The 23,547-nt window shown below is 66.6% G+C and carries 25 protein-coding genes and 1 pseudogene; 15 read left to right on the forward strand and 11 right to left on the reverse strand.

Annotation, left to right across the window (positions count from 1 at the left end; genetic code table 11):
- Positions 1–126: pseudogene (locus ACE3P6_RS05270) on the forward strand (IS110 family transposase); the annotation flags it as partial.
- A 22-nt stretch (positions 127–148) separates the two neighbouring features.
- On the opposite strand, the gene ccoS reads toward ACE3P6_RS05270, so the two are convergent.
- Genes ccoS through ccoG form a run of 4 tightly spaced genes read right to left on the reverse strand, consistent with a single transcriptional unit; the run spans position 149 to position 4,470 of the window.
- The gene (ccoS, locus tag ACE3P6_RS05275) at positions 149–307 is read right to left on the reverse strand and encodes a cbb3-type cytochrome oxidase assembly protein CcoS (protein WP_374392365.1); all 159 of its coding nucleotides are present in this window, start codon (positions 305–307) and stop codon (positions 149–151) included.
- A gap of 16 nt (positions 308–323) precedes the next feature.
- The gene (locus ACE3P6_RS05280; RefSeq protein ID WP_374392368.1) at positions 324–2,597 is read right to left on the reverse strand and encodes a heavy metal translocating P-type ATPase; all 2,274 of its coding nucleotides are present in this window, start codon (positions 2,595–2,597) and stop codon (positions 324–326) included.
- A 3-nt stretch (positions 2,598–2,600) separates the two neighbouring features.
- Entirely contained in the window at positions 2,601–3,053 is a 453-nt protein-coding gene (locus ACE3P6_RS05285; RefSeq protein WP_374372141.1) for a FixH family protein, read from the reverse strand.
- Positions 3,046–4,470, reverse strand: a complete 1,425-nt coding sequence (gene ccoG, locus ACE3P6_RS05290; RefSeq protein WP_374372144.1) for a cytochrome c oxidase accessory protein CcoG — start codon at positions 4,468–4,470, stop codon at positions 3,046–3,048. The genes ACE3P6_RS05285 and ccoG overlap by 8 nt, the downstream gene beginning before the upstream one ends.
- A 215-nt stretch (positions 4,471–4,685) precedes the next feature.
- Between ccoG and ACE3P6_RS05295 the strand changes: the two genes are divergently transcribed.
- The gene (locus ACE3P6_RS05295) at positions 4,686–5,369 is read left to right on the forward strand and encodes a DUF2270 domain-containing protein (protein WP_374392371.1); all 684 of its coding nucleotides are present in this window, start codon (positions 4,686–4,688) and stop codon (positions 5,367–5,369) included.
- A gap of 83 nt (positions 5,370–5,452) precedes the next feature.
- Here the strand turns inward: ACE3P6_RS05295 and ccoP are convergent, their stop codons facing one another.
- Genes ccoP through ccoN form a run of 4 tightly spaced genes read right to left on the reverse strand, consistent with a single transcriptional unit; the run spans position 5,453 to position 8,923 of the window.
- Positions 5,453–6,331, reverse strand: a complete 879-nt coding sequence (gene ccoP / locus ACE3P6_RS05300; protein ID WP_374372149.1) for a cytochrome-c oxidase, cbb3-type subunit III — start codon at positions 6,329–6,331, stop codon at positions 5,453–5,455.
- A gap of 4 nt (positions 6,332–6,335) precedes the next feature.
- Positions 6,336–6,533 (reverse strand): cbb3-type cytochrome c oxidase subunit 3, encoded by a 198-nt coding sequence (locus ACE3P6_RS05305; RefSeq protein WP_374372152.1) that lies wholly within the window; start codon positions 6,531–6,533, stop codon positions 6,336–6,338.
- An 11-nt stretch (positions 6,534–6,544) separates the two neighbouring features.
- On the reverse strand, positions 6,545–7,312 hold the full coding sequence (ccoO, locus tag ACE3P6_RS05310; RefSeq protein WP_374372155.1) for a cytochrome-c oxidase, cbb3-type subunit II: 768 nt from the start codon (positions 7,310–7,312) through the stop codon (positions 6,545–6,547).
- 12 nt (positions 7,313–7,324) lie between these two features.
- Positions 7,325–8,923, reverse strand: coding sequence for a cytochrome-c oxidase, cbb3-type subunit I (ccoN, locus tag ACE3P6_RS05315; RefSeq protein ID WP_374372158.1), 1,599 nt, complete (start codon positions 8,921–8,923; stop codon positions 7,325–7,327).
- Between the two features lie 214 nt (positions 8,924–9,137).
- Between ccoN and ACE3P6_RS05320 the strand changes: the two genes are divergently transcribed.
- Positions 9,138–9,983: a universal stress protein gene (locus tag ACE3P6_RS05320; protein ID WP_374372160.1), complete on the forward strand. Its 846-nt coding sequence runs from the start codon at positions 9,138–9,140 to the stop codon at positions 9,981–9,983.
- A 47-nt stretch (positions 9,984–10,030) separates the two neighbouring features.
- Here the strand turns inward: ACE3P6_RS05320 and ACE3P6_RS05325 are convergent, their stop codons facing one another.
- The 3 genes from ACE3P6_RS05325 to ACE3P6_RS05335 all read right to left on the reverse strand — a co-directional run bounded on the left by ACE3P6_RS05325 (position 10,031) and on the right by ACE3P6_RS05335 (position 13,547).
- A complete protein-coding gene (locus ACE3P6_RS05325) occupies positions 10,031–12,595 on the reverse strand; it encodes a M10 family metallopeptidase (RefSeq protein ID WP_374392374.1) in 2,565 nt (854 codons plus the stop codon).
- Positions 12,596–12,619: 24 nt separating this feature from the next.
- Positions 12,620–13,039, reverse strand: coding sequence for a hypothetical protein (locus tag ACE3P6_RS05330; protein WP_374392376.1), 420 nt, complete (start codon positions 13,037–13,039; stop codon positions 12,620–12,622).
- A gap of 127 nt (positions 13,040–13,166) precedes the next feature.
- Entirely contained in the window at positions 13,167–13,547 is a 381-nt protein-coding gene (locus tag ACE3P6_RS05335; RefSeq protein WP_374392379.1) for a MerR family DNA-binding transcriptional regulator, read from the reverse strand.
- 109 nt (positions 13,548–13,656) lie between these two features.
- On the opposite strand from ACE3P6_RS05335, the gene ACE3P6_RS05340 reads away from it, so the two are divergent.
- The 12 genes from ACE3P6_RS05340 (at position 13,657) to ACE3P6_RS05395 (ending at position 23,408) form a co-directional block, all read left to right on the forward strand.
- Positions 13,657–14,079 (forward strand): PaaI family thioesterase, encoded by a 423-nt coding sequence (locus ACE3P6_RS05340; RefSeq protein ID WP_374392381.1) that lies wholly within the window; start codon positions 13,657–13,659, stop codon positions 14,077–14,079.
- Complete coding sequence (locus ACE3P6_RS05345; protein ID WP_374392383.1) at positions 14,076–14,567, forward strand: PaaI family thioesterase; 492 nt, start codon at positions 14,076–14,078, stop codon at positions 14,565–14,567. The genes ACE3P6_RS05340 and ACE3P6_RS05345 overlap by 4 nt, the downstream gene beginning before the upstream one ends.
- On the forward strand, positions 14,564–15,874 hold the full coding sequence (locus ACE3P6_RS05350) for an MATE family efflux transporter (protein ID WP_374392386.1): 1,311 nt from the start codon (positions 14,564–14,566) through the stop codon (positions 15,872–15,874). Before ACE3P6_RS05345 ends, ACE3P6_RS05350 begins: the two co-directional genes overlap by 4 nt.
- Before the next feature lie 54 nt (positions 15,875–15,928).
- The gene (locus tag ACE3P6_RS05355; protein WP_374372180.1) at positions 15,929–16,384 is read left to right on the forward strand and encodes a universal stress protein; all 456 of its coding nucleotides are present in this window, start codon (positions 15,929–15,931) and stop codon (positions 16,382–16,384) included.
- A gap of 146 nt (positions 16,385–16,530) precedes the next feature.
- Positions 16,531–18,174: a phosphoethanolamine transferase gene (locus ACE3P6_RS05360; RefSeq protein WP_374392389.1), complete on the forward strand. Its 1,644-nt coding sequence runs from the start codon at positions 16,531–16,533 to the stop codon at positions 18,172–18,174.
- Positions 18,175–18,176: 2 nt separating this feature from the next.
- On the forward strand, positions 18,177–18,548 hold the full coding sequence (locus tag ACE3P6_RS05365; protein WP_374392392.1) for a diacylglycerol kinase: 372 nt from the start codon (positions 18,177–18,179) through the stop codon (positions 18,546–18,548).
- Between the two features lie 107 nt (positions 18,549–18,655).
- Positions 18,656–18,811, forward strand: a complete 156-nt coding sequence (locus ACE3P6_RS05370; protein WP_374392394.1) for a hypothetical protein — start codon at positions 18,656–18,658, stop codon at positions 18,809–18,811.
- 93 nt (positions 18,812–18,904) lie between these two features.
- Positions 18,905–19,468 carry a NifU family protein gene (locus ACE3P6_RS05375; protein ID WP_374372191.1) on the forward strand — a complete coding sequence of 188 codons (564 nt, stop codon included), beginning with the start codon at positions 18,905–18,907 and terminating at the stop codon, positions 19,466–19,468.
- Between the two features lie 88 nt (positions 19,469–19,556).
- Positions 19,557–20,150 (forward strand): tRNA (adenosine(37)-N6)-threonylcarbamoyltransferase complex dimerization subunit type 1 TsaB, encoded by a 594-nt coding sequence (tsaB, locus tag ACE3P6_RS05380; protein WP_374392681.1) that lies wholly within the window; start codon positions 19,557–19,559, stop codon positions 20,148–20,150.
- Positions 20,147–20,578: a GNAT family N-acetyltransferase gene (locus ACE3P6_RS05385; RefSeq protein ID WP_374392396.1), complete on the forward strand. Its 432-nt coding sequence runs from the start codon at positions 20,147–20,149 to the stop codon at positions 20,576–20,578. The genes tsaB and ACE3P6_RS05385 overlap by 4 nt, the downstream gene beginning before the upstream one ends.
- A 156-nt stretch (positions 20,579–20,734) precedes the next feature.
- On the forward strand, positions 20,735–21,730 hold the full coding sequence (locus ACE3P6_RS05390) for a BMP family protein (protein ID WP_374392398.1): 996 nt from the start codon (positions 20,735–20,737) through the stop codon (positions 21,728–21,730).
- Between the two features lie 118 nt (positions 21,731–21,848).
- Positions 21,849–23,408 carry an ABC transporter ATP-binding protein gene (locus tag ACE3P6_RS05395; RefSeq protein ID WP_374392401.1) on the forward strand — a complete coding sequence of 520 codons (1,560 nt, stop codon included), beginning with the start codon at positions 21,849–21,851 and terminating at the stop codon, positions 23,406–23,408.
- Positions 23,409–23,547 lie beyond the last annotated feature (139 nt).

A 23,547-nucleotide genomic window follows, 5' to 3' on the forward strand; every position in this document is an offset into this window, starting at 1 on the left:
CGAACCCGCCTCGAAGCCACCGGAAAACCCGCGAAACTCGCCATCACCGCCTGCGCCAGAAAGCTCCTCACCATCCTCAACGCAATGATGCGCGACCACACAGACCACCTGAAACGGGCCGCGTGAAAGACAGTTGCTACGGGGGGGCTCAGGGCTTCGGCTTGTCGTCCCAATCCTTCGTCAGGATGCGGTTCGCGTCGCCTTCGGGGTCATCGAACTGCTTGGTACGCATCGCCCAGAGGAAGGCGGCGAGGCCGATGCCGCCGAGGAGGAGCGAGGCCGGGATCAGGAGCGTGAGGATTTGCATTACGTCAGCCGACCCGTCACTTCAGTCTCATAGCGTTCAGGGACACGGTGATCGAGGAGAGGGACATGGCCAGCGCGGCGGCAAGCGGCGTGGCGTGGCCGATGAGGGCCAGCGGCACGGCAATGATGTTGTAGCCGCCGGAGATCAGGAAGTTCTCGATCATCCTGCGGGCGGACTGGCGGCCGATCCGCACCGCGTCGGCGATGGGGGCGATGTCCTGCCCCAGAAGCACGATGTCGGAGGCCACGCGGGCAGCGTCCAAAGCGGAAGCGGGGGAGATCGAGACATGGGCGGCGGCGAGGGCGGCGGTGTCGTTCAGCCCGTCGCCGACCATCAGGACCTTGCGGCCCTCGGCTGACAGCGCGGCGACGCGGGCGGCCTTTTCGGCGGGGAGGACTCCGGCCTGCCAACACGCGATGCCCAGTCGGTCGGCAAGGTCCTGCACCGGGGCGGCGGCGTCGCCGGACAGCAGCTCGACCTGCATCCCGGCGGCTTTCAGCGCCTTGACGGCGGCTTCCGCGCCGGGGCGGAGGCGGTCGGTGAAGGCGAAGGCGTGGGTCTGTGATTGGGGGCGGCCCCCCACCCCCGGCCCCTCCCCACGAGGGGGAGGGGAGGCGCTCGGGGATGCGGGTGCGCCTGAAATGGACAGGTAGGTCGCGGTCATCGGCAGCGGATCGGCGCCGCACCAATCGGCGCGGCCAAGGCGGACGCGGGTGCCGTGATAGGCACCTTCGATACCCTGGCCGGGGACTTCGCGGATGTCGGTCACCTCGGCGGGCGCGATGCCCAGGGTGCGCGCGCCATCGGCCAGCGCGCGGGCCAGCGGGTGCGAGGAGCCCGCGGCGAGGGCGGCTGCGACGGCCACCGCTTCGCGGGGCTGGTCTGCCAGCGCCACGGGTTCGGGCGCGCCGAGGGTCAGGGTGCCGGTCTTGTCGAAGACGACGGTATCGACCTCGGCCAGACGCTCCAGCGCGGTGCCGTGCTTGATGAGGAGTCCCTTGCGGAACAGCCGCCCGGAGGCGGAGGTGATCACCGCCGGAACCGCAAGGCCAAGCGCGCAGGGGCAGGTGATGATCAGCACGGCGGCGGAGATGTTGATCGCATAGCGCACGTCGCCGCCGGTCGCCCACATCCAGTAGCCGAAAGCGCTGAATGAGAGGATATGCACGAGCGGCGAGTAGAGCCGCGAGGCGCGGTCGGCGAGGCTGGTGTAGCGGGTCTTCGCGCCCTCGGCTACGGCCACGAGGTCGGCCATGCGGTGGAGGCTCGAGTCCTTGCCTGCGGCGGTGACCTGCACCGTCAGGGGGCCGGTCAGGTTGACCTCGCCCGCGCTGACCACGGTGCCCTCACCCGCCGGGACGGGCAGGCTTTCGCCGGTGAGAAGACTGCGGTCCAGTTCCGAGGCGCCGTGAAGGACGATGCCATCGACCGGCATCCGCGCGCCGGGGCGGACGAGGACGTGGTCGCCGGGCTGGACCTCGGCGATGGGCATTTCGACTTCCGTCCCGTCGACCAGCAGGATCGCGCGGGGGACTTCCAGCGCGGCCAGTTCCTCCGCCGCCGACCGGGCGACAGCGCGGGTGCGGTGATCGAGGTAGCGCCCCAGAAGCAGGAAGAAGGCCAGCATCACGGCGGCGTCGAAATAGGCGTGGTGGCCGGACATCGCGGTCTCATAGACCGAGATCGAGGAGGCGAGGATCAGGGCCAGCGAGATCGGCACGTCCATGCCGAGCTTGCCTTGCCGGAGGCTGGCCCAGGCGGATTTGAAGAAGGGCTGGCCGACGAAGATCACCGTCGGCAAGGCAATGGCGCCGGAAATCCAGTGGAACAGGTCGCGCGTCGCGGCCTCGGCCCCGGACCAGACGGCGATCGAGAGGAGCATCACGTTCATCATCGAGAAGAAGGCGACGCCGAGGCGCATGAGGAGTTCGCGTCCCTGCCGGTCGGTCTCGGTGACGGAGAGGAGGCCGGGGTCAAGCTCGTGCGCTTCCTGGCCCTGGCCCTCCAGCACCGCGATCAGCTGGGCCGCGGTGACGGAGGGTTCGGCCTCGACCGAGACGCGCTTCAGGGTCAGGTTCACCCGGGCCGAGATCACGCCGGGCACGGCCTGCACGGCGGCCTCGACCGTGGAGATCGATTGCGCGCCGCCCGCGTTCGGCAGCGACAACACGATGCGGCCGGCGCGGTCGGCCCGAAGGGCGGCGATGCGTTCGGCGGCAGGGACGACGACGCAGGCCGGGCAGGCCGAAACCGGGGCGCGGGTGTCCGCGAAGTCTTCGGCCAATGCCATCCGTCAGCCCTTCACATAAAGCTCGGAGCGCTGTTCGAAGAGTGTCCCGTCGGCAGAGCGCGCGGTGACTTTCACCATCCACTTGCCCCGGCCAAGCGCCACATCGGCAGCATAGAGATCGCCGTCGCGCGCGAAGACCGGGTTCGTGTCATCCTTGGCTTCGGTCGTGCGGCCGACGAGGACCTGGAGATCGCCGACCGCCACCGGCAGCCCGTCGCTTCCGGTGAAGGCGAGGGTCATCTTTCCGTTTTCGTAGCCCGGAACCATGACCCAACCCAGCGCCAGCTGCGCGGCCTTGCGTTCGTTGAAGTCCTGTCCCGCGACATAGGAGTTCTCGACTTCGAGCCCCGGGAAGGTCGAGACCGCCTTGACGGCGAGAAGGACGTTGACCCCGATGATCACCGCGAAGGCGCTGGCGGTGATTGCGAAGACATGCTTGCCGGTCAGCTCAGCCATTGCCCTCCTCCTTTCCATTGAAGATCGTATCATGGTCCACCCGGTTGGTGGTGCCAAGTTCCTCGACCCAGATTCGCACGTCGGTCCGGTCGTCCTCGGCGGCGCGGGTGCCGGGAGCGGCGGTGAGGTAGATGCGCTGCGACATGGTCTCGTTGGCGGGAACAGTGACGGTCAACCCGTCCTTGCCTTCCAGCGCGAGAGTCACCGCCGCGTCGGAGGTGACCGAGACCGCGAACTGGGCGTCGGTGCCGTGCATGTTGCGCAGCCGGATGTCATAGGCGTTGCGGATCGAGCCGTCGGAGAGGGTGACGAAGGTCGGGTTCCTCACCGGGGTCACGTTCAGGTCGATGGGCGAGCGCAGGAAGAGCGCGACGATGAGGCCGACGCCGACCCCGGCCCAGAGCACGGTGTACAGCACGGTGCGGGGGCGGAAGACGTGGCTCCACACGCTTTTCGGCGGCTGGCCCGCGCGTTCGCGGGTTTCGTCGGTGAGGGCGAGGTAGCCGATCAGGTCGCGCGGCTTGCCGATCTTGTCCATCACGTCGTTGCAGGCGTCGATGCAGAGGCCGCAGGTGATGCAGGCCATCTGCTGGCCGTCGCGGATGTCGATGCCCATCGGGCAGACGTTGACGCAGGCCATGCAATCGATGCAGTCGCCGTTGCCCGCGACGTTCTGCTTGCCGCGCGGCTCTCCCCGCCAGTCGCGGTAGGCGATGGTCAGCGTGTCCTCGTCCACCATCGCGGCCTGGATGCGGGGCCAGGGGCAGGCGTAGATGCAGATCTGTTCCCGCGCGAAGCCGCCGAAGAAGAAGGTGGTGGCGGTCAGGATCAGCATGGTGATGTAGGCGACGGGGTGGGCCTGGCCGGTGACGAGGTCACGCAGGAGCGTGGGCGCGTCGGTGAAGTAGAAGATCCAGGCGCCGCCGGTGGCCAGGCCGATCAGGAACCAGACGGTCCACTTGATCGCGCGCTTGCGGATCTTCTCGGCGTCCCATTTCTGCTTGTAGAGGCGGACGCGGGCGTTGCGGTCGCCCTCGATCCAGCGTTCGACCAGGATGAAGAGGTCGGTCCAGACCGTCTGCGGGCAGGCATATCCGCACCAGACCCGCCCGGCGGCGGAGGTGAAGAGGAAGAGGCCGAGGCCTGCCATGATGAGAAGGCCTGCGACGAAGTAGAATTCGTGCGGCCATATCTCGATCATGAAGAAGAAGAAGCGACGGTTCGCGAGGTCGACCAGCACGGCCTGGTCAGGCAGCGAGGGACCGCGGTCCCAGCGCAGCCAGGGGGTGAGGTAGTAGATGCCGAGGGTGATGCCCATGATCCACCACTTCAGCGTGCGGAAGGTGCCTTTCACCCGGCGCGGGAAGATCGGCTCGCGCGCGGCGTAGAGGCTGGGTTCGGAGTCTGGGGTGGACACGGGCTCTCCTTCACTGGACGGGGCCAGTCTATCATCCTGCCTGCAATCGGTCATTCCGGGCGGACCGACCTTGACCTGTATCAATTATAAACCGGGCCGCGCGGGTGGAATGCGGCAATGCAGCGCAAATCGGCGTGATCCCGGGCGTCACGTCGACTTTGACCGGACGCGGCCACCCTGCCATGCTTTTCCAACGGGAGCGAGGGGAGGGCGCAATGACCGTGAAGCGCAAGGCGGCGACGAGCGAGGAATTCTCGGCTGCGGAAATCGGGGCGCTGGCCCATCTTTACCGGGGCGAGGTCTATCGCAGCACGGTCTGGCGCACCCGGCTGGACACCACGACGAACTGGTCGGTCGTCACCCTGGGCGTGGCGCTGTCGATCACCTATTCCTCTCCCGGCGCATCGCCCCTGCCGCTGGTGCTGGTCGGAGTGCTGATCCTGTTCTTCCTGTCGCTGGAAGCGCGCCGCTACCGGTTCTTCAATGTCTGGCGTGCAAGGGCCCGCTGGATCGAGCGGCATTTCTATGTGCCCATGTTGATGGACGGCGACCTGCACACCGAACAGGACTGGCAATCGGTCCTGGCCAATGACTACCGGAACCCGCAGTACCACGTCAGCTATGCCGTCGCGATCGCGCGCCGGGTCCGGTCGAACTACCTGTGGATCCTGCTGATCCAGGCGGTCGCCTATACCGGCAAGCTGATCGTCCACCCCTTCCCGGCGACGTCCTGGCCGGGCTTTCTCAACCGGGCGGACATCGGCCCGATCCCGGGCGAGATCGTGTTTCTGGCCGGGGCGGTCTATATCGCCACCGGCGTCGGCCTGGTGATCTGGATCAACGGCGTCGACCGGCGGCGCGCCAAGGACCGGGCCGTGCGCGGCAGCTCGATGGGGTAAGACCCGCGCCCGGAAACGAAGAAAGGGGGTCCGAAGACCCCCTTTCCGAACACTCGTTACCCGTGATCACTCGTCAATAGTGATCACTCGCCACCACCACGGCTGTGGACATAGTAGGACACTGCGCGAATCTCGTCTTCGCTCAGGCGCTGGTTCCAGTTCGGCATGACGCCGAAGCGGGCCTTGGTCACCGTCTCGATGATCTTCTCGCGCGAGCCGCCGTAAAGCCAGATCGCGTCGGTCAGGTTCGGCGCGCCCTGGGTCCGGTCGCCCTTGCCGTCTTCCATGTGGCAGGCGGCGCAGTTGTCGGCGAAGACGGTCGCACCTTCCGCCGCCAGCGCCGCGTCATGCTCTTGCCCCGAGATGGCCAGCACATGTTCCGCGACCTGGGCAATCTGGGTTTCGTCCAGGATGCCGTCGGTGCCGAACTTCGGCATTTCCGAGTAGCGGGCGTCCGCGTCGGTGGTGTTGCGGATGCCGTGGGTGACGGTCGTATGGATGTCCTCCATCGTGCCGCCCCAGAGCCAGTCGTCGTCCAGGAGGTTGGGATAGCCCTTGCCGACAACGCCCGCCGCACCCGACCCGTGGCACTGCGCGCAATTGGTGCGGAAGACCGCAGCCCCGGCGCGTTCGGCATAGCCCGCAAGCTCCGGGTCGGCCCCGATCGCGTTCAGGTCCGCGGCGACCAGCTTGTCCTTGATGGCCGCGTTGGCCTTGTCGACCGCTGCGATCTCGACCTCGACGTCGGCGCGGGTGCTGGCCCCAAGCAGTCCGGGCGTCGCCTCGTGGATCAGCGGCCAGGCCGGATAGGCGATGGTATAGCCGATGCCCCAGATGATCGTCGCATAGAACACCCAGACCCACCAGCGCGGCATCGGGTTGTCGTATTCCTGGATGCCGTCCCAGCTGTGGCCGGTCGTTTCCACCTGCCGGGGTTCCTTTTTCAATGGCTTGGCACACATGGCCTTACGCCTCCTTACGAAGTTGGGCAGGTTGATCGTCCGCAGGATGGTCGTCGTTGCGGAAGATCGAGGTGGCGACATCCTGGTGGGCGGACCTTGCGCCGGGCCGGAAGGCCCAGACGCAGAGCCCAAGGAACCCCAGCGACATCCCCAGCAGGAACCAGCTGTCGGCCAGGTGGCGCAGGAAGGAATAGGTTTCCATCGCTCCCCCCCTTACCGGTTCGCCACCGGGGTGAAGGTCGAGAAGTCGACCATCGTGCCCAGCACCTGGATATAGGCGATCAGTGCGTCCATCTCGGTCAGCTCAGGCTGGCCGTCGAAGTTGCGGATGTTGATCGTCTTCGGGAAGGTCTGCACGACGGCGCCGTTCTCTTCCTTCCAGGTGTAGCGGTCCGTCAGGCCCGAGCTGTCGGCATTCGGGTCGGCCTGGGCGGTGAAGTCGGCCAGCGCGTTTTCCACCATCGCGTCGGTATAGGGCACGCCAGCCATCCGGTCGGTTTCCAGCAAGCCCTGGATGTACTTCCCGTCGATGACGTTGTTCGCCAGGAAGCCATAGGGCGGCATCACCGATTCCGGCACGACCGACTTCGCATTGGTGAAGTGGTCCTGGTGCCATTCGTCGGAATAGCGCCCGCCGACGCGCGCCAGGTCAGGCCCGGTGCGCTTCGACCCCCACTGGAACGGCCGGTCATACATCGACTCGGCCGCGAGGCTGTAGTGGCCATAGCGTTCGACCTCGTCCCGCATCGGGCGGATCATCTGGCTGTGGCAGTTGTAGCAGCCCTCGCGGATGTAGATCGACCGACCCGTGAGTTCCAGCGGCGTGTAGGGACGCATGCCTTCCACCTTCTCGATCGTGTTCTCGAGGTAGAAGAGCGGCACGATCTGCACGATTCCGCCGATGGTCACGACCAGAAGGCTGAGGATCATCAGGAGGGTCGCGTTGGTCTCGATGACCTTGTGCTTGTCAAGAAAAGCCATGATTCCGTTTCCTTATTCTGCCGGAACGGCCGAGTTCTGCGTGGCCCGGGCGGGCTGGGCGCGAACGGTCATCCAGAGGTTCCAGCACATGATCAGCGCGCCCGTGAGGAACAGCCCGCCACCGGCAGCCCGCACCACATACATCGGGAATTTCGCGGCAACCGTGTCGGCGAAGGCGTTCACCAGGAAGCCGTTCGCATCCACTTCACGCCACATCAGGCCTTCCATGATGCCCGTGACCCACATCGACGAGGCGTAGAGCACGATGCCGATGGTGGCGAGCCAGAAGTGCCAGCTGACCAGTTTCAGCGAGTAGAGCCCTTCGCGGTTCCACAGCCGCGGCACCAGGTAGTAGAGCACGCCGAAGGTGATCATCCCGTTCCAGCCCAAGGCGCCGGAATGGACGTGGCCGATGGTCCAGTCGGTGTAGTGCGACAGCGAGTTCACCGCCCTGATCGACATCATCGGGCCTTCGAAGGTCGACATGCCGTAGAAGCCGATCGAGACGACCATCATGCGGATGATCGGGTCGGTGCGCAGCTTGTCCCAGGCGCCCGACAGCGTCATCAGCCCGTTGATCATGCCGCCCCACGACGGCATCCACAGGATGACCGACATCACCATGCCAAGCGTCGCGGCCCAGTCGGGAAGGGCGGTGTAGTGCAGGTGGTGCGGACCGGCCCAGATGTACAGGAAGATCAGCGCCCAGAAGTGGATGATCGACAGCTTGTAGCTGTAGACCGGGCGTTCGATCTGTTTCGGGACGAAGTAGTACATCATCCCCAGGAAGCCCGCGGTCAGGAAGAAGCCCACGGCGTTGTGGCCGTACCACCACTGGATCATCGCGTCCTGTACGCCTGCGGTAAGTTGCACCGACGCGCTGGAGAAGATCGACACCGGGATCGCCAGGTTGTTGATGATGTGCAGCATCGCGATGGTGATGATGAAGGACAGGTAGAACCAGTTGGCGACATAGATGTGCGGTTCTTTCCGCTTCACCAGCGTGCCCATGAACGCCACCAGATAGGCGACCCAGACCACGGTGATCAGCACGTCGACGTACCAGACCGGCTCGGCGTATTCCTTGCTTTGCGTCGCGCCAAGCACATAGCCCGACGCGGCCAGGACGATGACCAGCTGCCAGCCCCAGAACACGAACCAGCCCAGGCTACCCCCGAACAGCCGGGTCGCACAGGTGCGCTGGACGACATAGAACGATGACATGATCAGCGCGTTGCCGCAGAAGGCGAAGATCACCGCGCTGGTGTGCAGGGGACGCAGGCGTCCGAAGTTGCCATAGCCCTGCAGGAACTCGAAGTTCAACTGCGGGAAGGCGAGCTGCAGCGCGATGACGACCCCCACCAGGAAGCCGACGGCGCCCCAGAAGGCGGTGGCGATCGCGCCGGCGCGGATCACGCTGTCGAAATATTCGTGCTGCAGGTTCGGCTTCGGATCTCCCGCCGACCGCACCACCCACAGAAAGGCGATGCCTGCGGCAAGCATCACGGTAATCGCGTTGACCTGGTAGGCCAGGTCATGGGCGTAGTTGGCCGCGATCGCAGCGCAGACCGCGACGAGGCCAAGCCCGGCCAGTTTTAGGTAATCCCACATGGTTAGCGTCCCTTCGTCCTGTCTCGTGCAATCAAGCGCGCCCGAAATGATTCGGACGCGGCAGCCACACTCTTCGACACTGCGACTTCTGCGGTGCAGCGCAACCCGGCGCCTTGATCTGGGTCAACCCGAACCTCAACGCGAATTGACCTCGGTCAAGGCGGACGGATTCGCAGCAGGCATGCTATACTACGGATTTTCAAGGGAGATGATCATGGCTTACAAGTCCCTCCTGACGGTGGCCTGCTCGCCCGAGGGCGTGCTTGGCACCGTCACCGCCGCGGCCCAGATCGCCACGGCGATGGATGCGCATCTTGACGCCCTGGCGCTTGGCGTCGACCGGACCCAGGTTGGCTATTCCTATGTCGGCTCGGGCGCGGTGGTGATCGCCGCCGCGATGGACCGGGCCGAGGGCGAGGCGCGCGAGACCGAGGCGGCGCTGAACGCGGCCATCGGGGCCCAGGTGCCGACGCTGCGGTCCTCGGTCGAATCGGTGGTGACCCAGTTGGGCGCGCTGACCGATGTCGTCGCCGCCCGGGCACGCTACAGCGACCTCGTCGTCCTGCACCTGCCCTATGGCAAGGGCCGCGGCGTCGAGGACGAGGCCATCACCGAGGCCGCACTGTTCGAAGGCATGACGCCGGTGCTGGTGGTCCCGCCCGGAGGCATGGCGACGGCGCAGCCGAAGCGGATCGTGCTGGCCTGGAACCAGAGCCGCGAGGCTCTGGTGGCCGCGCGCCGGGCGATGCCCTTCCTGAAACGGGCCGAGATGGTGCAGATCGTGGTCATCGATCCCCCTGCCCACGGGCCGGAACGGTCGGACCCTGGCGGGCAGCTCTGTCAGCTTCTGGTGCGGCACGGCGTTCGGGCCGAAGTCTCGGTGCTGGCGCGCACCCTGCCCCGAATCTCGGAAGTTCTCGCACGCCACGCCCGCGACGTGAACGCCGACATGCTGGTGATGGGCGCCTACGGTCATTCGCGCTTCCGCGAGGCGATCATGGGCGGCGCCACCCGCGACATGCTGGAAAACGCGCAGGTGCCGGTGTTCCTGGCGCATTGATGCGGGCCGGCAGGGGGGCCGCAGCGTTGCGGCCCCCCTGAACCGGGTCAGACAAAGAGCAGGTCGGTCACGGCCAGCGTGCCACCCGTCTGCACGGTGAACAGCGCCGTGGCGTTGGCGCTGGACCCGCCGTCGATGTCCAGAAACAGCGTGTGCTGATCCTGATCGTAGAATAGCACCGCCTTGCCGTCGGCGAAGCTTTCCGGCAGGCCGAGCCCTGTCTGCCACAGCGAGGCCAGCGTGGCGGTTGAGGAGAGGCCAAGCGCCGTCCGCGTCAGTGCGACCTTGTCGACCCCGCTGGTGAAGTCGAAGAAATCATCCGCCACATCGACGCTGCTGATGACAAAGCGGTCCACCCCTGCGCCGCCGGTGTAGGTGTCGTGACCCAGCCCGCCGTTCAGCGTATCGTTGCCCTCGCCCCCGTCCAGCACATCGTCGCCCGCGCGGCCCAGCAGCGAATCGTTGCCGATGCCGCCCGACAGCAGGTCGTCGCCGTCCTCGCCATCCAGCTGGTCGTTGCCGGCATCGCCGAAAAGCTGGTCGTTCTCGGTGCCGCCGAACAGCCTGTCGTTCCCGGCCCCGCCAAGGATCAGGTCGTCGCCCGCCCCACCCAGCATGGAATCGTTGCCGATTCCGCCGTCGATCTGGTCGCCGCCGTTTCCGCCATCGATCGTGTCGCTGCCCCCGCCGCCGAACAGGAAGTCGAACCCGTCCATCCCGTACAGCTTGTTCGACCCGGCGCCGCCGGTGATCGTGTTGTCCAGCCCGTTGCCGGTGCCGGTCGCCGATCCGGTCGCGGTCAGCACCAGGTTTTCGACGTTGTCGCCCAGCGTGAAAGCCGTCAGCGCGGTGCGAACCGTGTCGATCCCGCCATCCAGCCCCTCGACCACCTTGTCGCCCGAGGCGTTCACGACATAGCTGTCGTCGCCCGCGCCGCCATCCATGCTGTCGTTGCCGGTGCCGCCGTCGAGACTGTCGCTCCCCTCGCCGCCAAAGAGCGTATCGTTGCCGGTGCCGCCGGTGATCGTATCGCCGCCCTCATCGCCGAAAAGCCGGTCATTGCCGTCCTCGCCCCAGAGCAGGTCGGCCCCGGCCCCGCCCGTCAGGCTGTCATTGCCGCTGCCACCATAGAGCAGGTCGGCACCATCGCCGCCAAGGCCAGTGTCGTTCCCGCTGCCGCCGTAGATCGTGTCGCCCCCGGTGCCGCCGTCGAGACTGTCGTTCCCCGCGCCACCGGAGAGGAAATCGAACCCGTCCAGCCCGAAGAGCGTGTCGCTGCCGTTGCCGCCGGTGATCGCGTTGCCCAGCGCGTTGCCGGTGCCGGTTGACGCGAGCGCAGACGTGAAAACCAGGTTCTCGATGTTGTCGCCCAGGACCGCATTGGTCAGCGCGGTGCGAAGGGTGTCGGTGCCGCCGCCCTCGGCCTCGGTCACGCTGTCGCCAGCGCCGGTGACGTAGTAGGTATCGTCGCCCGCGCCGCCATCCAGGGTGTTGCTGCCGCCCTCGCCGTAAAGCGCATCGTTGCCGTCGCCACCAAGAAGCGTGTCATCCCCCAGCCCGCCATACAGCGTGTCGTTGCCCAGGTCGCCGGACAGGATGTCGTTCCCGGCATTGGCCCGCAGGATGTTGCCCACGGCATTGCCGGTCAGCGTGTCGTTGCCGGCGCCCGAGGTGGCATTCTCGACCACCACGCCGCGCGCGATGGTCACGTTGTCGACCAGGCCGCCGATGTCGGAATAGGTCAGCGCGACAAGCGAGATCTCCTGGTTGGCGGAGAAGTTCGAGAAGTTGATCGTGTCGGTGCCGTTTGAATCGTAGATGGTGAAGGCGATGGGATCGCCCCAGTAGCCGTCCGCCGTGCGCGGGATATAGCCGGTCCACTGGTTCAAGAGCTTCTGCAGGTAGCCGCCGACGTTCGAGCCGTAGCCGTAGACCGAGTTGCCGCCATTGGTGACGCCGGTGAAGCCATAGAGGTTCTGGATCGCGACGATGTCGGCGGGCATCAGCGTGGCGGTGAAGGCGAAGCTGTCGGTCGCGGACTGGGTGTTATCTTCCTGGCTGAAGTAGGACATGACCGTCGCCAGCCAGCTGTCGTTGTCATAGAGGTTGTCCACGCCGTATGTGGCGTCGCCGTTGTAGTTTCCGGCGTGACCCAGGCCCAGGGCATGCCCGATCTCGTGCATGTAGGTCTGCAGCATGTAGCTGTTCAGATCGAGCGGCGCCCAGTTCACAGGAATGTTGATGAAGGACTGGGTGAGCGTGTTGCCGGTGAAGTCCGAATAGGCGTAGGCGCCGTCAGGATCATTGTTGTCGAACATCAGCTTCGCGGTCTTCGCGGTCGTGGCGACGAACTTGATCCCCGTCACCTCGGTCCAGGCCTCGAGGGCGGCAACCGCGATGGCCTGTTCCTTGGCCGAAAGGCCGGTGACGTTGTAGGTCAGCGTTCTTGTGGCATTCAGCGCGAACTTGTACTGCTGGCCCCCCTCCCAATAGCCATTGGTCAACTGGTTGGCGATCTGGTCCAGCGTGAAGACCGGCGCCGCAGAGTGATCGCCCGGGTTTGGCGCGGCGCTGGGGCTGGAGGGATCGCGAGGGGCTTCAACGGCACTCATGCAATGCGTCCTTGGAAAGAAGGGTTAGCGGGGAAGGTCGGCGAGCAGTTTCTGGAAGAATGCCAGGCGTCTCGGCCGGGTCACGGTGGTGTCCATCGTCAGGAATCCGACCGCGGGCCGGACGGTCCGCCCGCCGCCCGCGTCGATCCAGGTCGGGATGACCTCGATCTTCGACGCGGTCGCGGCGGTGATCGCGATCTCCAGCCCCGGGCCACTGGAAAGCGGGGCGTCCTGCAACTCTGCCCCGGACAGGTCGGGCTGGCTGCGCAGTGCCTGCAGGAAATCGGCGCAGATATCGGCGACACGCGCAGCGTCGGCTTGCGCACTGCCGCTGCAGGAAAAGGAAAAACGGGCAGGCTGATCGGCAAGAACACCCGTCGCACACACCGCCATCACCCCCAAAACCGCACAACCGATACGCGCACGGTGCCGCTTCAATTCCATTGAATCAACCCTGCACTATCTGACCGAACAAGGATAATGCGGCATGATTGTTCGCGTTCGGCGAAATTGCGGCAAAAATGTGGCAATGCGTCGCGGGCAGGCTCGCCGGGCGCATGACCCAGCGTCATCACTCGTCCAGCTTGCCCATCTCCTGCACCGCCGTCTCGCGCAGGGCGCGCAGGTCGGCGATCGAGGCGTCAAGCTCGGTCTTCTGCTTCTCCAGTTCAAGCAGTTGCCGGTCGGCGAGTTGCAGCCAGGCTTCCAGCTGCGGGCGTTCACCCTTCTTGCCGTAGATCAGCAGCCACTGGCGGATCTCCTCCAGCGAAAAGCCGAAGCGGCGGCCGCGCAGGATCAGCTTCATCCGCGCCACCTCGCGGGGCCCATAATAGCGGGCGCGGCCTTCCTTTTCGGGGGCGAGAAGCTCGATGTACTCGTAATAGCGCAGGGTGCGCGGGGTGACATCGAACCGGGCGCACATTTCCTTGAAGCTGAGGCGGGTTTCGGTCATGCGCGGGTCCTCCCACGGGCCAGCCTAGGGGGACACCTGCCAAGGTGCAACCGTGACGGGGGGTTGCCTTCCCCCGGTTGCGGCGATTTGATGCGCGACCGGAGGCCCCATGCCCGACATCGAAGCCATCGCCCGCCAGTTCATCGAGGCCCTGCCGCACAGCCGCGCGCTGGGGATGCGGCTGGAAGCCATCACCGAGGGCAGCGCGACGATCGCCATGCCCTACGACCCCCGCCTGATCGGCGACCCGGCGACCGGGGTGATCCACGGCGGCGCGGTCTCGGCGCTGATGGACACGGCCTGCGGGGCCTCGGTGATGAGCCATCCGCAGGCGGGCTTTTCCACCGCGACGCTGGATTTGCGCATCGACTACATGCGCCCGGCGACGCCCGGCCAGACCATCCGCACCCGCGCCGAATGCCACCATGTCACCCGGTCGGTGGCCTTTGTCCGCGCGGTGGCGACCGACGACGACGAGGCCCGCCCGGTGGCGATGGCGACCGGCGCCTTCACCGTGGAGCGCAAGGGATGAAGTCGCCGGAGCCGGTTCATGTGGTGAAGCAGCGCCGCGAGGGGCTTTTGCGCAGCCTGGTCGACGGGGTGCCCTACATCCGTTTCCTGGGGGTGGAATTCGACCGGCGCGGCGACGAGCTGACCGCCGTGCTGCCCTTCAGCGAAAGCCTGATCGGCAACCCGCGTCTGCCCGCGCTGCATGGCGGTGCGACGGCGGCCTTCCTGGAGATCGCCGCGATGATCGAACTCGCGTGGAGCACGCTCTGGGACGGAGTCGAGGCCGATGGCGCCCTGCCGGAAGGCCCGCTGCGACTGCCGAAAACCATCGACTTCACCATCGACTACCTGCGCGCAGGCCTGCCGCGCGACGCCTATGCCCGGGCACGGGTCAATCGCTCCGGCCGACGCTATGCCTCCGTCCATGTCGAGGCCTGGCAGGACAATCGCGCGCGCCTCTTCGCGCAGGCCACCGGGCATTTCCTGATGCCCCCCGCCGAGCCGAAATGAGCGGGATGACCCACGGCCGGGTCCTGCGGATCGCCGGACCCATCGTGCTGTCGAATGCCACCGTGCCGCTGCTGGGCGCGGTGGATACCGCCGTCATCGGCCAGCTGGGCGATGCCGCCAGCCTTGGCGCGGTGGGCATCGGTGCGGTGATCCTCGCCACGCTCTACTGGGCCTTCGGCTTCCTGCGGATGTCGACCTCGGGCCTGGCCGCACAGGCGCAGGGGGCGGGCGACCTGGGCGAACGCTCGGCGGTGCTCTTGCGCGCGCTGATCGTCGCCGTCGGCTCCGGTCTGGTGCTGGTCATGGCGCAGGCGCTGCTCTTCGGGGCGGCCTTCGGAATCGCCCCGGCCAGCGCGACGGTCGAGAGCCTGGCCCGCGGCTATCTGGCGATCCGCATCTGGGGCGCCCCCGCCACCATCGCGCTTTACGCGCTGACCGGCTGGCTGGTCGGGCTGGAGCGGACGCGGGGGGTGCTGGTCCTGCAACTGTGGCAGAACGGGCTGAACATCCTGCTGTCGCTCTGGTTCGTGCTGGGCCTGCACTGGGGCGTGCCGGGCGTGGCGCTGGCGACGCTGATCGCGGAATTGACCGGGCTGGCGCTTGGCCTCTGGCTCGCGCGCGATGCCTTCGGCCCCGCCTTCCGCGAGGGGATGGCCCGGCTGGGTGATCGCGTCGCGATCCGCCGGATGTTCTCGGCCAGCCGCGACATCATGCTTCGGACGATCCTCTTGCAGCTGTCCTTCACCAGTTTCGTCTTCCTTGGCGCGCGGTTCGGCGACGTGACGCTGGCGGCGAACCAGGTGCTGATGCAGTTCCTGGAGATCACGGCCTATGCGCTGGACGGCTTCGCCTTTGCCGCCGAGGCACTGATCGGCCAGGCCATCGGCGCAAGGTCGGTGGCGGACACCCGGGCCGCCGGGCGCATCTGCATGCAATGGGGCTTTGGCGGGGCGCTGGCGCTGGCGCTGGTCTTCGCCGTCACCGGCCCCTGGATCATCGACCTGATGACCACGGCGCCGGAGGTGCGCGAGACCGCCCGCGCCTACCTGCCCTGGCTGGTCCTGGCCCCGCTGATCGGGGTCGCGGCCTGGATCTACGACGGCATCTTCATCGGCGCGCTGATGACCGGGGACATGCTGCGCACCATGCTCGCCTCGGTCGCGGTCTATGCTCTGGCGCTGGCGGTGCTGGTGCCGCTGGTCGGGAACCACGGGCTCTGGGCCGCGCTGATGGTGCTGAACGGGACGCGGACTGTCACGCTCTGGCGGCTTTACCCGAAGGTCTGGGCACGGGCCGCCCACGTCTAGCGCTTGCCTTCTGCCCGCAGCCCGCGCGATATTGCGCCGCCAAAGGGGAGAGTCATGCGGAAATTCCTGGTCGTGCTGGACGACAGCCGCGAATGCCTGAATGCCATGCGTTTCGCGGCATTGCGGGCGGCGCACACGGGGGGCGGGGTGACGATCCTGTCCATCGTGCCGCCGGAAGAGTTCCAGACCTGGATGGGCGTCGCCGACCTGATGCGGGCCGAGGCGCGCGAACGGATCGAGGCGCATTTCGAGGTCTTCGCCAAGTGGATGCGCGACAAGCAGGGGGTAAACCCCGAGCTGGTGATCCGCGAGGGCGACCCGGTGAACGAGATCCTGAGCCAGGTGAAGGAAGACGGCGAGATCGCCGTCCTTGTCCTTGGCGCCGGCACCGACAAGAACGGACCGGGCCCGCTTGTCACCGCGATGAGCCGCAATTCCGGCAGCCTGCCGATCCCGATCACCATCGTACCCGGCGACCTGTCGAAAGAGCGGCTTGAGAGCATCACCTGATCCCCGACTGCGCGGGTCCTTGCCGAAACCGCGCAGGACCCCACGGCAGGCAGTGCAGATTTAAGCGCGTGCTTAGTGCATTTCCCGGTTCGATTGCCTAGTTAACAGCCGGGTCGCGCAAGGCCCGCGTGCCCCAGGATACCCGAATGACCGACCCGACCCAGGCCTCGCCCGCGGCCCGCCGCCCCGAACTCTCGCCCTTCGTGCTGAATGCACTGGTCGCGACCTACATGCTTGCGATCTGCAACACGACATTCTGGGGCCATCTGTTCCGCATCTTCGAAGGCCGCACCCTCACCGCGCTGGTCTTTTCCGGGGCTGTCTGGGCGCTGATGCTGCTGGTGGTTTCGGTCCTGGCCGTGCGCCGCGCGCAGAAACCCGTGCTGGTGGCGATGCTGATCACGGCGGGGGTCACCTCGTATTACGTCGACGTCCTGGGCGTCGTCGTCGACCGCGACATGATCCAGAACGCGATGACGACCACTTTCGCGGAATCGAAACACCTCATCACCCTGCATTTCCTGACCCATGTCTTCCTCTATGGCGTGATCCCCTCGATCCTGGTGCTCTGGGTGCGCATCCGCCGCGCCTCGGTGGTGCGGGGGCTCTTTGGCGTCGGGCTGGTCACCGCACTGTCGGTCGCGCTGCTGGTCGGCCTCCTGTTCACCAACATGAAGGCCTATTCCACGGTCCTGCGCGGCAACAAGGAACTGTTGGGCTCGGTCCAGCCGCTTGCCCCGATGGGCGCCGCGCTGCGCTATGCCAAGATGATGTTCAAGTCGACGCAGATCGTGGTGGAGCCAACCGGGCTTGACGCCAAGCCCGGCCCGTTCCTGGCCAAGGCCGACAAGCCGATCCTGATGGTGATCGTCGCGGGCGAGACGGGACGGGCGCAGGACTGGTCGCTGGGCGGCTATGCCCGCGAGACGAATGCCGAGCTGAAGAAGCGCGACATCGTCTACTACCCCAACGCCACCAGCTGCGGCACGGCGACGGCGACCTCGCTGCCCTGCATGTTCTCGCCGCTGACCCGGGCCGAATATTCCTATGAAGGCGGGCTGAGCCACGAGAACCTGCTCGACGTGCTGACCCACGCCGGGTTCGACGTCGAGTGGTGGGACAACAACACCGGCGACAAGAACATCGGCGACCGCCTGCAGGTGCGCCCGCGCAAGATGAAGGCCGAGGACGGGGCCGAGTTCTGCTTCCCCGAATGCATCGACGCGGTCTTCCTGAAAAGCCTGCAGGACAAGGCCGACACGATCACCCGGAACACGGTGATCGTGCTGCACCAGATCGGCAGCCACGGGCCAAGCTACTGGCTGCGCTACCCGCCCGAGCGCGAGCTGTTCAAGCCCGCCTGCCAGACGCCCGAGCTGACCAATTGCTCCAGCGAGGAGATCGTCAACGCCTATGACAACACCATCGCCTATACCGACTGGTTCCTGGCGCAGGTGATCGACCAGCTCGACGCGTCGGACCGGGTCATTCCGGCGATGTACTACGTCTCGGACCACGGCGAGAGCTTGGGCGAAGGCGGGCTCTACCTGCATGGGACGCCCTATTTCATGGCGCCGGACTACCAGACCCGGGTGCCGATGGTGCTCTGGATGTCGCAGCGCTTCCGTGACAGTCTGGCGCTGGATCAGGGTTGCCTGGCGAAAGCCGCGGACGCGCCGGTGAGCCACGACAACATGTTCTCGACGGTGCTTGGAATGCTGGATGTGACGACGACGGCCCGGGACGAGACGCTGGACCTTGCGGCACCTTGTCGCGCGGTGGCGGGCTGAGCATGGCGGTTCAGGACAAGCCCCCGCGCAAGACCGGGATCGCGCATTTCTTCGCCGCTGCAGGCTATTCGATTGGCGGACTGAAGCGGCTGGCGGGCGAAAGCGCCTTCCGGCAGGAAGTCGCACTGATCGCGGGCCTTCTGCTGCTGTTCCTCGTCGCCGGGGCCTCGCTGCCCGAAGTGCTGGGCATGCTTGCCATCGGCCTGGTGCTGATCGCGGTCGAGGCGCTGAACACCGCCATCGAGGTGCTGGTCGACCACCTGTCGCCGGGCTGGTCGCAATTTGCCAAGGATGCCAAGGACCTGGGCTCGCTGGCCGTGGCCTGCACCATCGGGGCGCTGCTGCTGTATTCGGGCGTCGCGCTGATCTGGTAGCTCATGCCGCGGATGCATTGCTGCCATGCAGCGATGTGCGTTGGGGGTCCTTCGGGAAAGGCCTATCTTCCGGCGCAGGGAGGAGCCTTCCGAAAGGCTTGAAGATCATGTCCGTCCACCCGTTCCGCCAGCCCAACCGCAATGTCGCGCCCGTGCTGGAGCCCTATTTCCAGACCGAAGCCACGGGCCTGCCCGCCCCGCGCCTGCGCCCGCTGACCGCGCTGGAGCAGATGTATGCCTACTGGGGCTCCGACCAGGCCTGACAGCCGCGCGATTGCAGCCGATTTAGAACGGTTCCAAACTTGACAGTGTCGGGTGCAAGGCGCATATCCGACAGGAACAGTCGGAGACCCATGATGTTCATCCAGACCGAATCCACGCCGAACCCCGCCACGCTGAAATTCCTGCCCGGCCAGACCGTGCTGGAGCTTGGCACCGCCGACTTCCCCAATGCCGAGGCCGCAGCGAAATCGCCGCTGGCCAAGCGCATCTTCGCGGCGGGCGGCGTGACCGGCGTCTTCTTCGGCAACGACTTCGTCACCGTCACCAAGGCGGATGACGTCGACTGGCCCCATATCAAGCCGCAGATCCTGGGCGCGATCATGGAACACTACCAGTCGGGGCAGCCGGTGATCGAGGGCGAGGCCTCGACCGGCGGCGGCCATGCCGAGCATACCGGCGAGGATGGCGACATCGTCAAGCAGATCAAGGAATTGCTGGACACCCGCGTCCGCCCGGCGGTGGCGCAGGATGGCGGCGACATCACCTTCCACGGCTTCGACCGGGGCGTGGTCTACCTGCACATGCAGGGCGCCTGCGCGGGCTGCCCGTCCTCGACGCTTACGCTGAAGATGGGGATCGAGAACCTGCTGCGGCATTACATCCCGGAAGTGCTGGAAGTCCGTCCCGTCGCGGCCTGAGCCCTTCGTGACGGCTCCTCGCTCCCCTTCGGTCGCTCCTCGCGGGTCGTTCGGCGACGAGGAGTCGAAGACGAACGAGGAGCTTCCGCTGCTGGCCTTCGACACCTCCGGCCCCTGGTGCGCGGCGGCTTTGCTTTTGCCTGACCGGGTGATCCAGCGGCTTGAACCGATGGAGAAGGGTCAGGCCGAACGGCTGGTCCCTCTGCTGGAGGAAGTGCTGGCCGAAGCCGCTCTCAACTGGTCCGACCTGAAGGCGCTGGCGGTCGGCACCGGACCGGGCAACTTCACCGGCGTGCGCATCTCTGTCGCTGCCGCGCGCGGGCTGGCGCTGGGGCTGGGCATCCCGGCCATCGGCGTCACCCGGCTGGAGGCCCTGGCCTACGGGTTGCCGCGCCCCGTCCTCGTCATCGAGGACGCCAGACGCGGCCAGGCCTATGTCCAGCTCTTCACCCCCGGCGGCGCCGGAGAGGCGCATCTGGCCGACGTCGTGGTGCCCGCCTGCCCCGCAACGGGTTCGTCGGCAGGCGACAAAGCCCTTCCCCCGGCCATGCCGCTGGCCGAAGCCATCGCGCGCATCGCCGCCACCCATGCCGACCGGCCGCAACCCCGCCCCGCCCCCTTCTACCTGCGCGGAGCCGATGCCGCCCCGCCCTCGGACCCGCCGCCGGTGATCCTCCCGTGACGCCCGAGGCTCTCGCCGCGCTCCACGCCCGCTGCTTCCGCTCGCCCCCGCCCTGGAATGCCGCCGATTTCGCGGGCTTCCTGGCCGACCCCCTCGCCTTCCTGCTGGTCGAGGGCGATGCGGGTTTCCTCCTCGGTCGGGCGGTGGCGGGGGAAGCCGAACTGCTCACGCTCGCCGTCGCACCCGAGGCCCGGCGACGGGGCCTGGCCCGCATGCTCGTCGCCCGGTTCCTGTATCAGGCGCAGCTCCGGGGCGCCGACCGGGCTTTCCTGGAAGTCGCCGCCGACAACGCCGCCGCCATCGCGCTGTACGAATCGGCCGGGTTCGCCCCCGCCGGGCGCAGGCGCGGCTACTATCGGGGCCCCTACGGCCAGCGCACCGATGCGCTGGTCCTTGCCCGGGATCTGGCGCCCGCACCCTTGCGGTGAACAAACTTGACCAAGGGGTCAACTTGTTGCGACGGCAAGCCGAATCCGGCTTGACCCCCAAGCGGCCTTCGACGCTAATCAGCGACAGGAACCGCCCGCGACCGGGATGACCGGCGGACTGGGCGGCGTGTGAGTTTATCAACCGGGAGAATACCCATGAGCCTTATGAAATCCCTTGCCGGGGCCACCTGCGCATTCGCCCTCCTGTCGGGCGTCGCTGCGGCGGAACCGGCGATCATCTTCGACCTCGGCGGCAAGTTCGACAAGTCGTTCAACGAGGCCGCCTTCAACGGGGCCGAGCGGTGGGCCAAGGAAACCGGCGGCACCTACAAGGAACTGGAGATGCAGGACGAGGCCCAGCGCGAACAGGCGCTGCGCCGTCTGGCCGAAGCGGGCGCCAACCCCGTCGTGATGACCGGCTTCGCCTTCGGCGACGTGCTGAACAAGGTCGCCCCCGACTTCCCGAACACCAAGTTCGCCATCATCGACATGGTGGTGGACCAGCCGAACGTGAAGTCGGTCGTGTTCAACGAACATGAGGGCTCCTACCTTGTCGGCATGATGGCGGCGATGGCCTCCAAGACCGGCACCGTCGGCTTCATCGGCGGCATGGACATTCCGCTGATCCGCAAGTTCGGCTGCGGCTACGCCCAGGGCGTGCTTGCCGCGAACCCGGATGCCAAGATCGTGCTGAACATGACCGGCACCACCCCGGCGGCCTGGAACGACCCGGTGAAGGGCGCGGAACTGGCCAAGGGCCAGAAGGCGCAGGGCGCGGACGTGATCTACGCGGCAGCGGGCGGCACCGGCGTCGGCGTGCTGCAGGCGGCGGCGGATGAGGGGATCCTCTCGATCGGCGTCGACTCGAACCAGAACTACCTGCATCCCGGCCAGGTCCTGACCTCGATGGTCAAGAAGGTCGACAATGCGGTCTACGAAGCCTTCAAGGAAGGCGAAGCCCTCACCCCCGGCATCAACGTCATGGGTCTGGCGAACGACGGCGTCGGCTATGCGATGGACGAGAACAACGCCAGCCTGGTGACCGACGACATGAAGGCCAAGGTCGAGGAAGCCGCGGCCAAGATCAAGTCGGGCGAGATCGTGGTGCACGACTACATGTCGGACAACACCTGCCCGGCCGCCACGTTCTGATCGGCTGGCCGCCTGAGAGGAATGATGCCGCGCCAGACTTCTGGCGCGGCATCCTTGCAAGAGGCACCCGGAAAAGCCGCACCACAAGCGGCGGGTGCCAGGTCGACAGGGGGAAGACATGGCCAGACAGAGCGGGGCCGATGCGGCATTCGCCATCGAGTTGAAGGGCATCTCCAAGGCCTTCGGCCCGGTGCAGGCGAACAAGGACATCAACATCGCGGTGCCGAAGGGCACGATCCACGGCATCATCGGCGAGAACGGCGCGGGGAAATCCACGCTGATGTCGATCCTCTACGGCTTCTACAAGGCCGACGCGGGCGAGATCTTCGTCAACGGCCAACTCACCCCGATCCCCGACAGCCAGAGCGCGATCCGCGCCGGGATCGGCATGGTCTTCCAGCATTTCAAGCTGGTGCAGAATTTCAGCGTGCTGGAAAACATCATCCTCGGTGCCGAGGAAGGTCAGATGCTCAACACCTCGCTGACGAAGGCCAGGGCCGAGCTGGAACGGCTGGCGCGCGACTATGACCTCGACGTCGACCCCGACGCGCTGATCGAGGACCTGTCGGTCGGCCACCAGCAACGGGTGGAAATCCTGAAGGCGCTGTATCGCCAGGCCGACATCCTGATCCTGGACGAACCCACGGGCGTGCTGACCCCGGACGAGGCCGACCACCTGTTCCGCATCCTGAAAGGACTGAAAGAGCAGGGCAAGACGGTGATCCTGATCACCCACAAGCTGCGCGAGATCATGGAGGCGACCGACAACGTTTCCGTCATGCGGCGCGGCACGATGGTCGCCACCGTGAAGACCGCCGAGACCAGCCCCGAGGCATTGGCCGAGCTGATGGTCGGCCGCAAGGTGCTGCTGGAGGTCGAGAAGGGCCCGGCGAAACCTGGGCCGGTGGTGCTGGCGGTCGAAGACCTGCGCGTCCGCGACGAACACAAGGTCGAACGGCTGAAAGGCGTCAGCTTCGAGATCCGCGCGGGCGAGATCCTGGGCATCGCAGGCGTCGCCGGGAACGGCCAGACCGAGCTGATGGAAGCCCTTGGCGGCATGATCCGCGCCACCGGCAAGGCCAGCCTCAAGGGCGCGGACCTGCCGCTCTCGGGCAAGGGTGCCGACGGCCAATCCCGCCGCCGCGCCGGGATCGCCCATGTCCCCGAAGACCGCCATCACCACGGGCTGATCCTGGATTTCACCGCCTGGGAGAACGTGGCCTTCGGTTACTTCAACGAACCCGAATACCAGAAGAACGCGCTTTTCATGGACAATGCCGCGATCCGGGCCGACACCGAGAAGAAGATGGCGACCTTCGACGTCCGTCCCCCGATCGTCACCCTGCCCGCCAAGTCATTCTCCGGCGGCAACCAGCAGAAGATCGTGGTGGCCCGCGAGATCGAGCAGAAGCCCGACCTGCTTCTCGTCGGCCAGCCGACCCGCGGCGTCGATATCGGCGCGATCGAGTTCATCCACAAGCAGATCATCGCGCTGCGCGACGCGGGGGCGGCGATCCTGCTGGTCAGCGTGGAACTGGACGAGATCATGAGCCTCTCGGACCGCATCGCCGTGATGTTCGACGGCAGGCTGATGGGCTTCCGCGACCCGGACAAGACGGACGAGCGCGAGCTGGGCCTGTTGATGGCCGGGGTGACGGGGAAAGGGGAGGCGGCGTGACGATCCTTGATCTGCGGCAGTCCCCCGCCCCCATCCCCTCCCCACAAAGGGGGAGGGGAGGTGCGCGATGTCACGCGGCGCGCTCGATGCCATGCGCGACCCGCGCTCAGATAACTGCGGCCCGGGCCAGGCGCCTCCC

Source organism: Tabrizicola sp. (genome assembly GCF_041911175.1).
In the GTDB taxonomy this organism is placed as follows: domain Bacteria; phylum Pseudomonadota; class Alphaproteobacteria; order Rhodobacterales; family Rhodobacteraceae; genus Tabrizicola.

What these genes read in the sequence shown, in the direction of transcription:
- ccoS (WP_374392365.1), bottom strand. Translation starts at nt 307, where the DNA reads ATGCAAATCCTCACGCTCCTGATCCCGGCCTCGCTCCTCCTCGGCGGC.
- ACE3P6_RS05280 (WP_374392368.1), bottom strand. Translation starts at nt 2,597, where the DNA reads ATGGCATTGGCCGAAGACTTCGCGGACACCCGCGCCCCGGTTTCGGCC.
- ACE3P6_RS05285 (WP_374372141.1), bottom strand. Translation starts at nt 3,053, where the DNA reads ATGGCTGAGCTGACCGGCAAGCATGTCTTCGCAATCACCGCCAGCGCC.
- ACE3P6_RS05295 (WP_374392371.1), top strand. Translation starts at nt 4,686, where the DNA reads ATGACCGTGAAGCGCAAGGCGGCGACGAGCGAGGAATTCTCGGCTGCG.
- ccoP (WP_374372149.1), bottom strand. Translation starts at nt 6,331, where the DNA reads ATGTGTGCCAAGCCATTGAAAAAGGAACCCCGGCAGGTGGAAACGACC.
- ACE3P6_RS05305 (WP_374372152.1), bottom strand. Translation starts at nt 6,533, where the DNA reads ATGGAAACCTATTCCTTCCTGCGCCACCTGGCCGACAGCTGGTTCCTG.
- ccoO (WP_374372155.1), bottom strand. Translation starts at nt 7,312, where the DNA reads ATGGCTTTTCTTGACAAGCACAAGGTCATCGAGACCAACGCGACCCTC.
- ccoN (WP_374372158.1), bottom strand. Translation starts at nt 8,923, where the DNA reads ATGTGGGATTACCTAAAACTGGCCGGGCTTGGCCTCGTCGCGGTCTGC.
- ACE3P6_RS05320 (WP_374372160.1), top strand. Translation starts at nt 9,138, where the DNA reads ATGGCTTACAAGTCCCTCCTGACGGTGGCCTGCTCGCCCGAGGGCGTG.
- ACE3P6_RS05325 (WP_374392374.1), bottom strand. Translation starts at nt 12,595, where the DNA reads ATGAGTGCCGTTGAAGCCCCTCGCGATCCCTCCAGCCCCAGCGCCGCG.
- ACE3P6_RS05330 (WP_374392376.1), bottom strand. Translation starts at nt 13,039, where the DNA reads ATGGAATTGAAGCGGCACCGTGCGCGTATCGGTTGTGCGGTTTTGGGG.
- ACE3P6_RS05335 (WP_374392379.1), bottom strand. Translation starts at nt 13,547, where the DNA reads ATGACCGAAACCCGCCTCAGCTTCAAGGAAATGTGCGCCCGGTTCGAT.
- ACE3P6_RS05340 (WP_374392381.1), top strand. Translation starts at nt 13,657, where the DNA reads ATGCCCGACATCGAAGCCATCGCCCGCCAGTTCATCGAGGCCCTGCCG.
- ACE3P6_RS05345 (WP_374392383.1), top strand. Translation starts at nt 14,076, where the DNA reads ATGAAGTCGCCGGAGCCGGTTCATGTGGTGAAGCAGCGCCGCGAGGGG.
- ACE3P6_RS05350 (WP_374392386.1), top strand. Translation starts at nt 14,564, where the DNA reads ATGAGCGGGATGACCCACGGCCGGGTCCTGCGGATCGCCGGACCCATC.
- ACE3P6_RS05355 (WP_374372180.1), top strand. Translation starts at nt 15,929, where the DNA reads ATGCGGAAATTCCTGGTCGTGCTGGACGACAGCCGCGAATGCCTGAAT.
- ACE3P6_RS05360 (WP_374392389.1), top strand. Translation starts at nt 16,531, where the DNA reads ATGACCGACCCGACCCAGGCCTCGCCCGCGGCCCGCCGCCCCGAACTC.
- ACE3P6_RS05365 (WP_374392392.1), top strand. Translation starts at nt 18,177, where the DNA reads ATGGCGGTTCAGGACAAGCCCCCGCGCAAGACCGGGATCGCGCATTTC.
- ACE3P6_RS05370 (WP_374392394.1), top strand. Translation starts at nt 18,656, where the DNA reads ATGTCCGTCCACCCGTTCCGCCAGCCCAACCGCAATGTCGCGCCCGTG.
- ACE3P6_RS05375 (WP_374372191.1), top strand. Translation starts at nt 18,905, where the DNA reads ATGTTCATCCAGACCGAATCCACGCCGAACCCCGCCACGCTGAAATTC.
- ACE3P6_RS05390 (WP_374392398.1), top strand. Translation starts at nt 20,735, where the DNA reads ATGAGCCTTATGAAATCCCTTGCCGGGGCCACCTGCGCATTCGCCCTC.
- ACE3P6_RS05395 (WP_374392401.1), top strand. Translation starts at nt 21,849, where the DNA reads ATGGCCAGACAGAGCGGGGCCGATGCGGCATTCGCCATCGAGTTGAAG.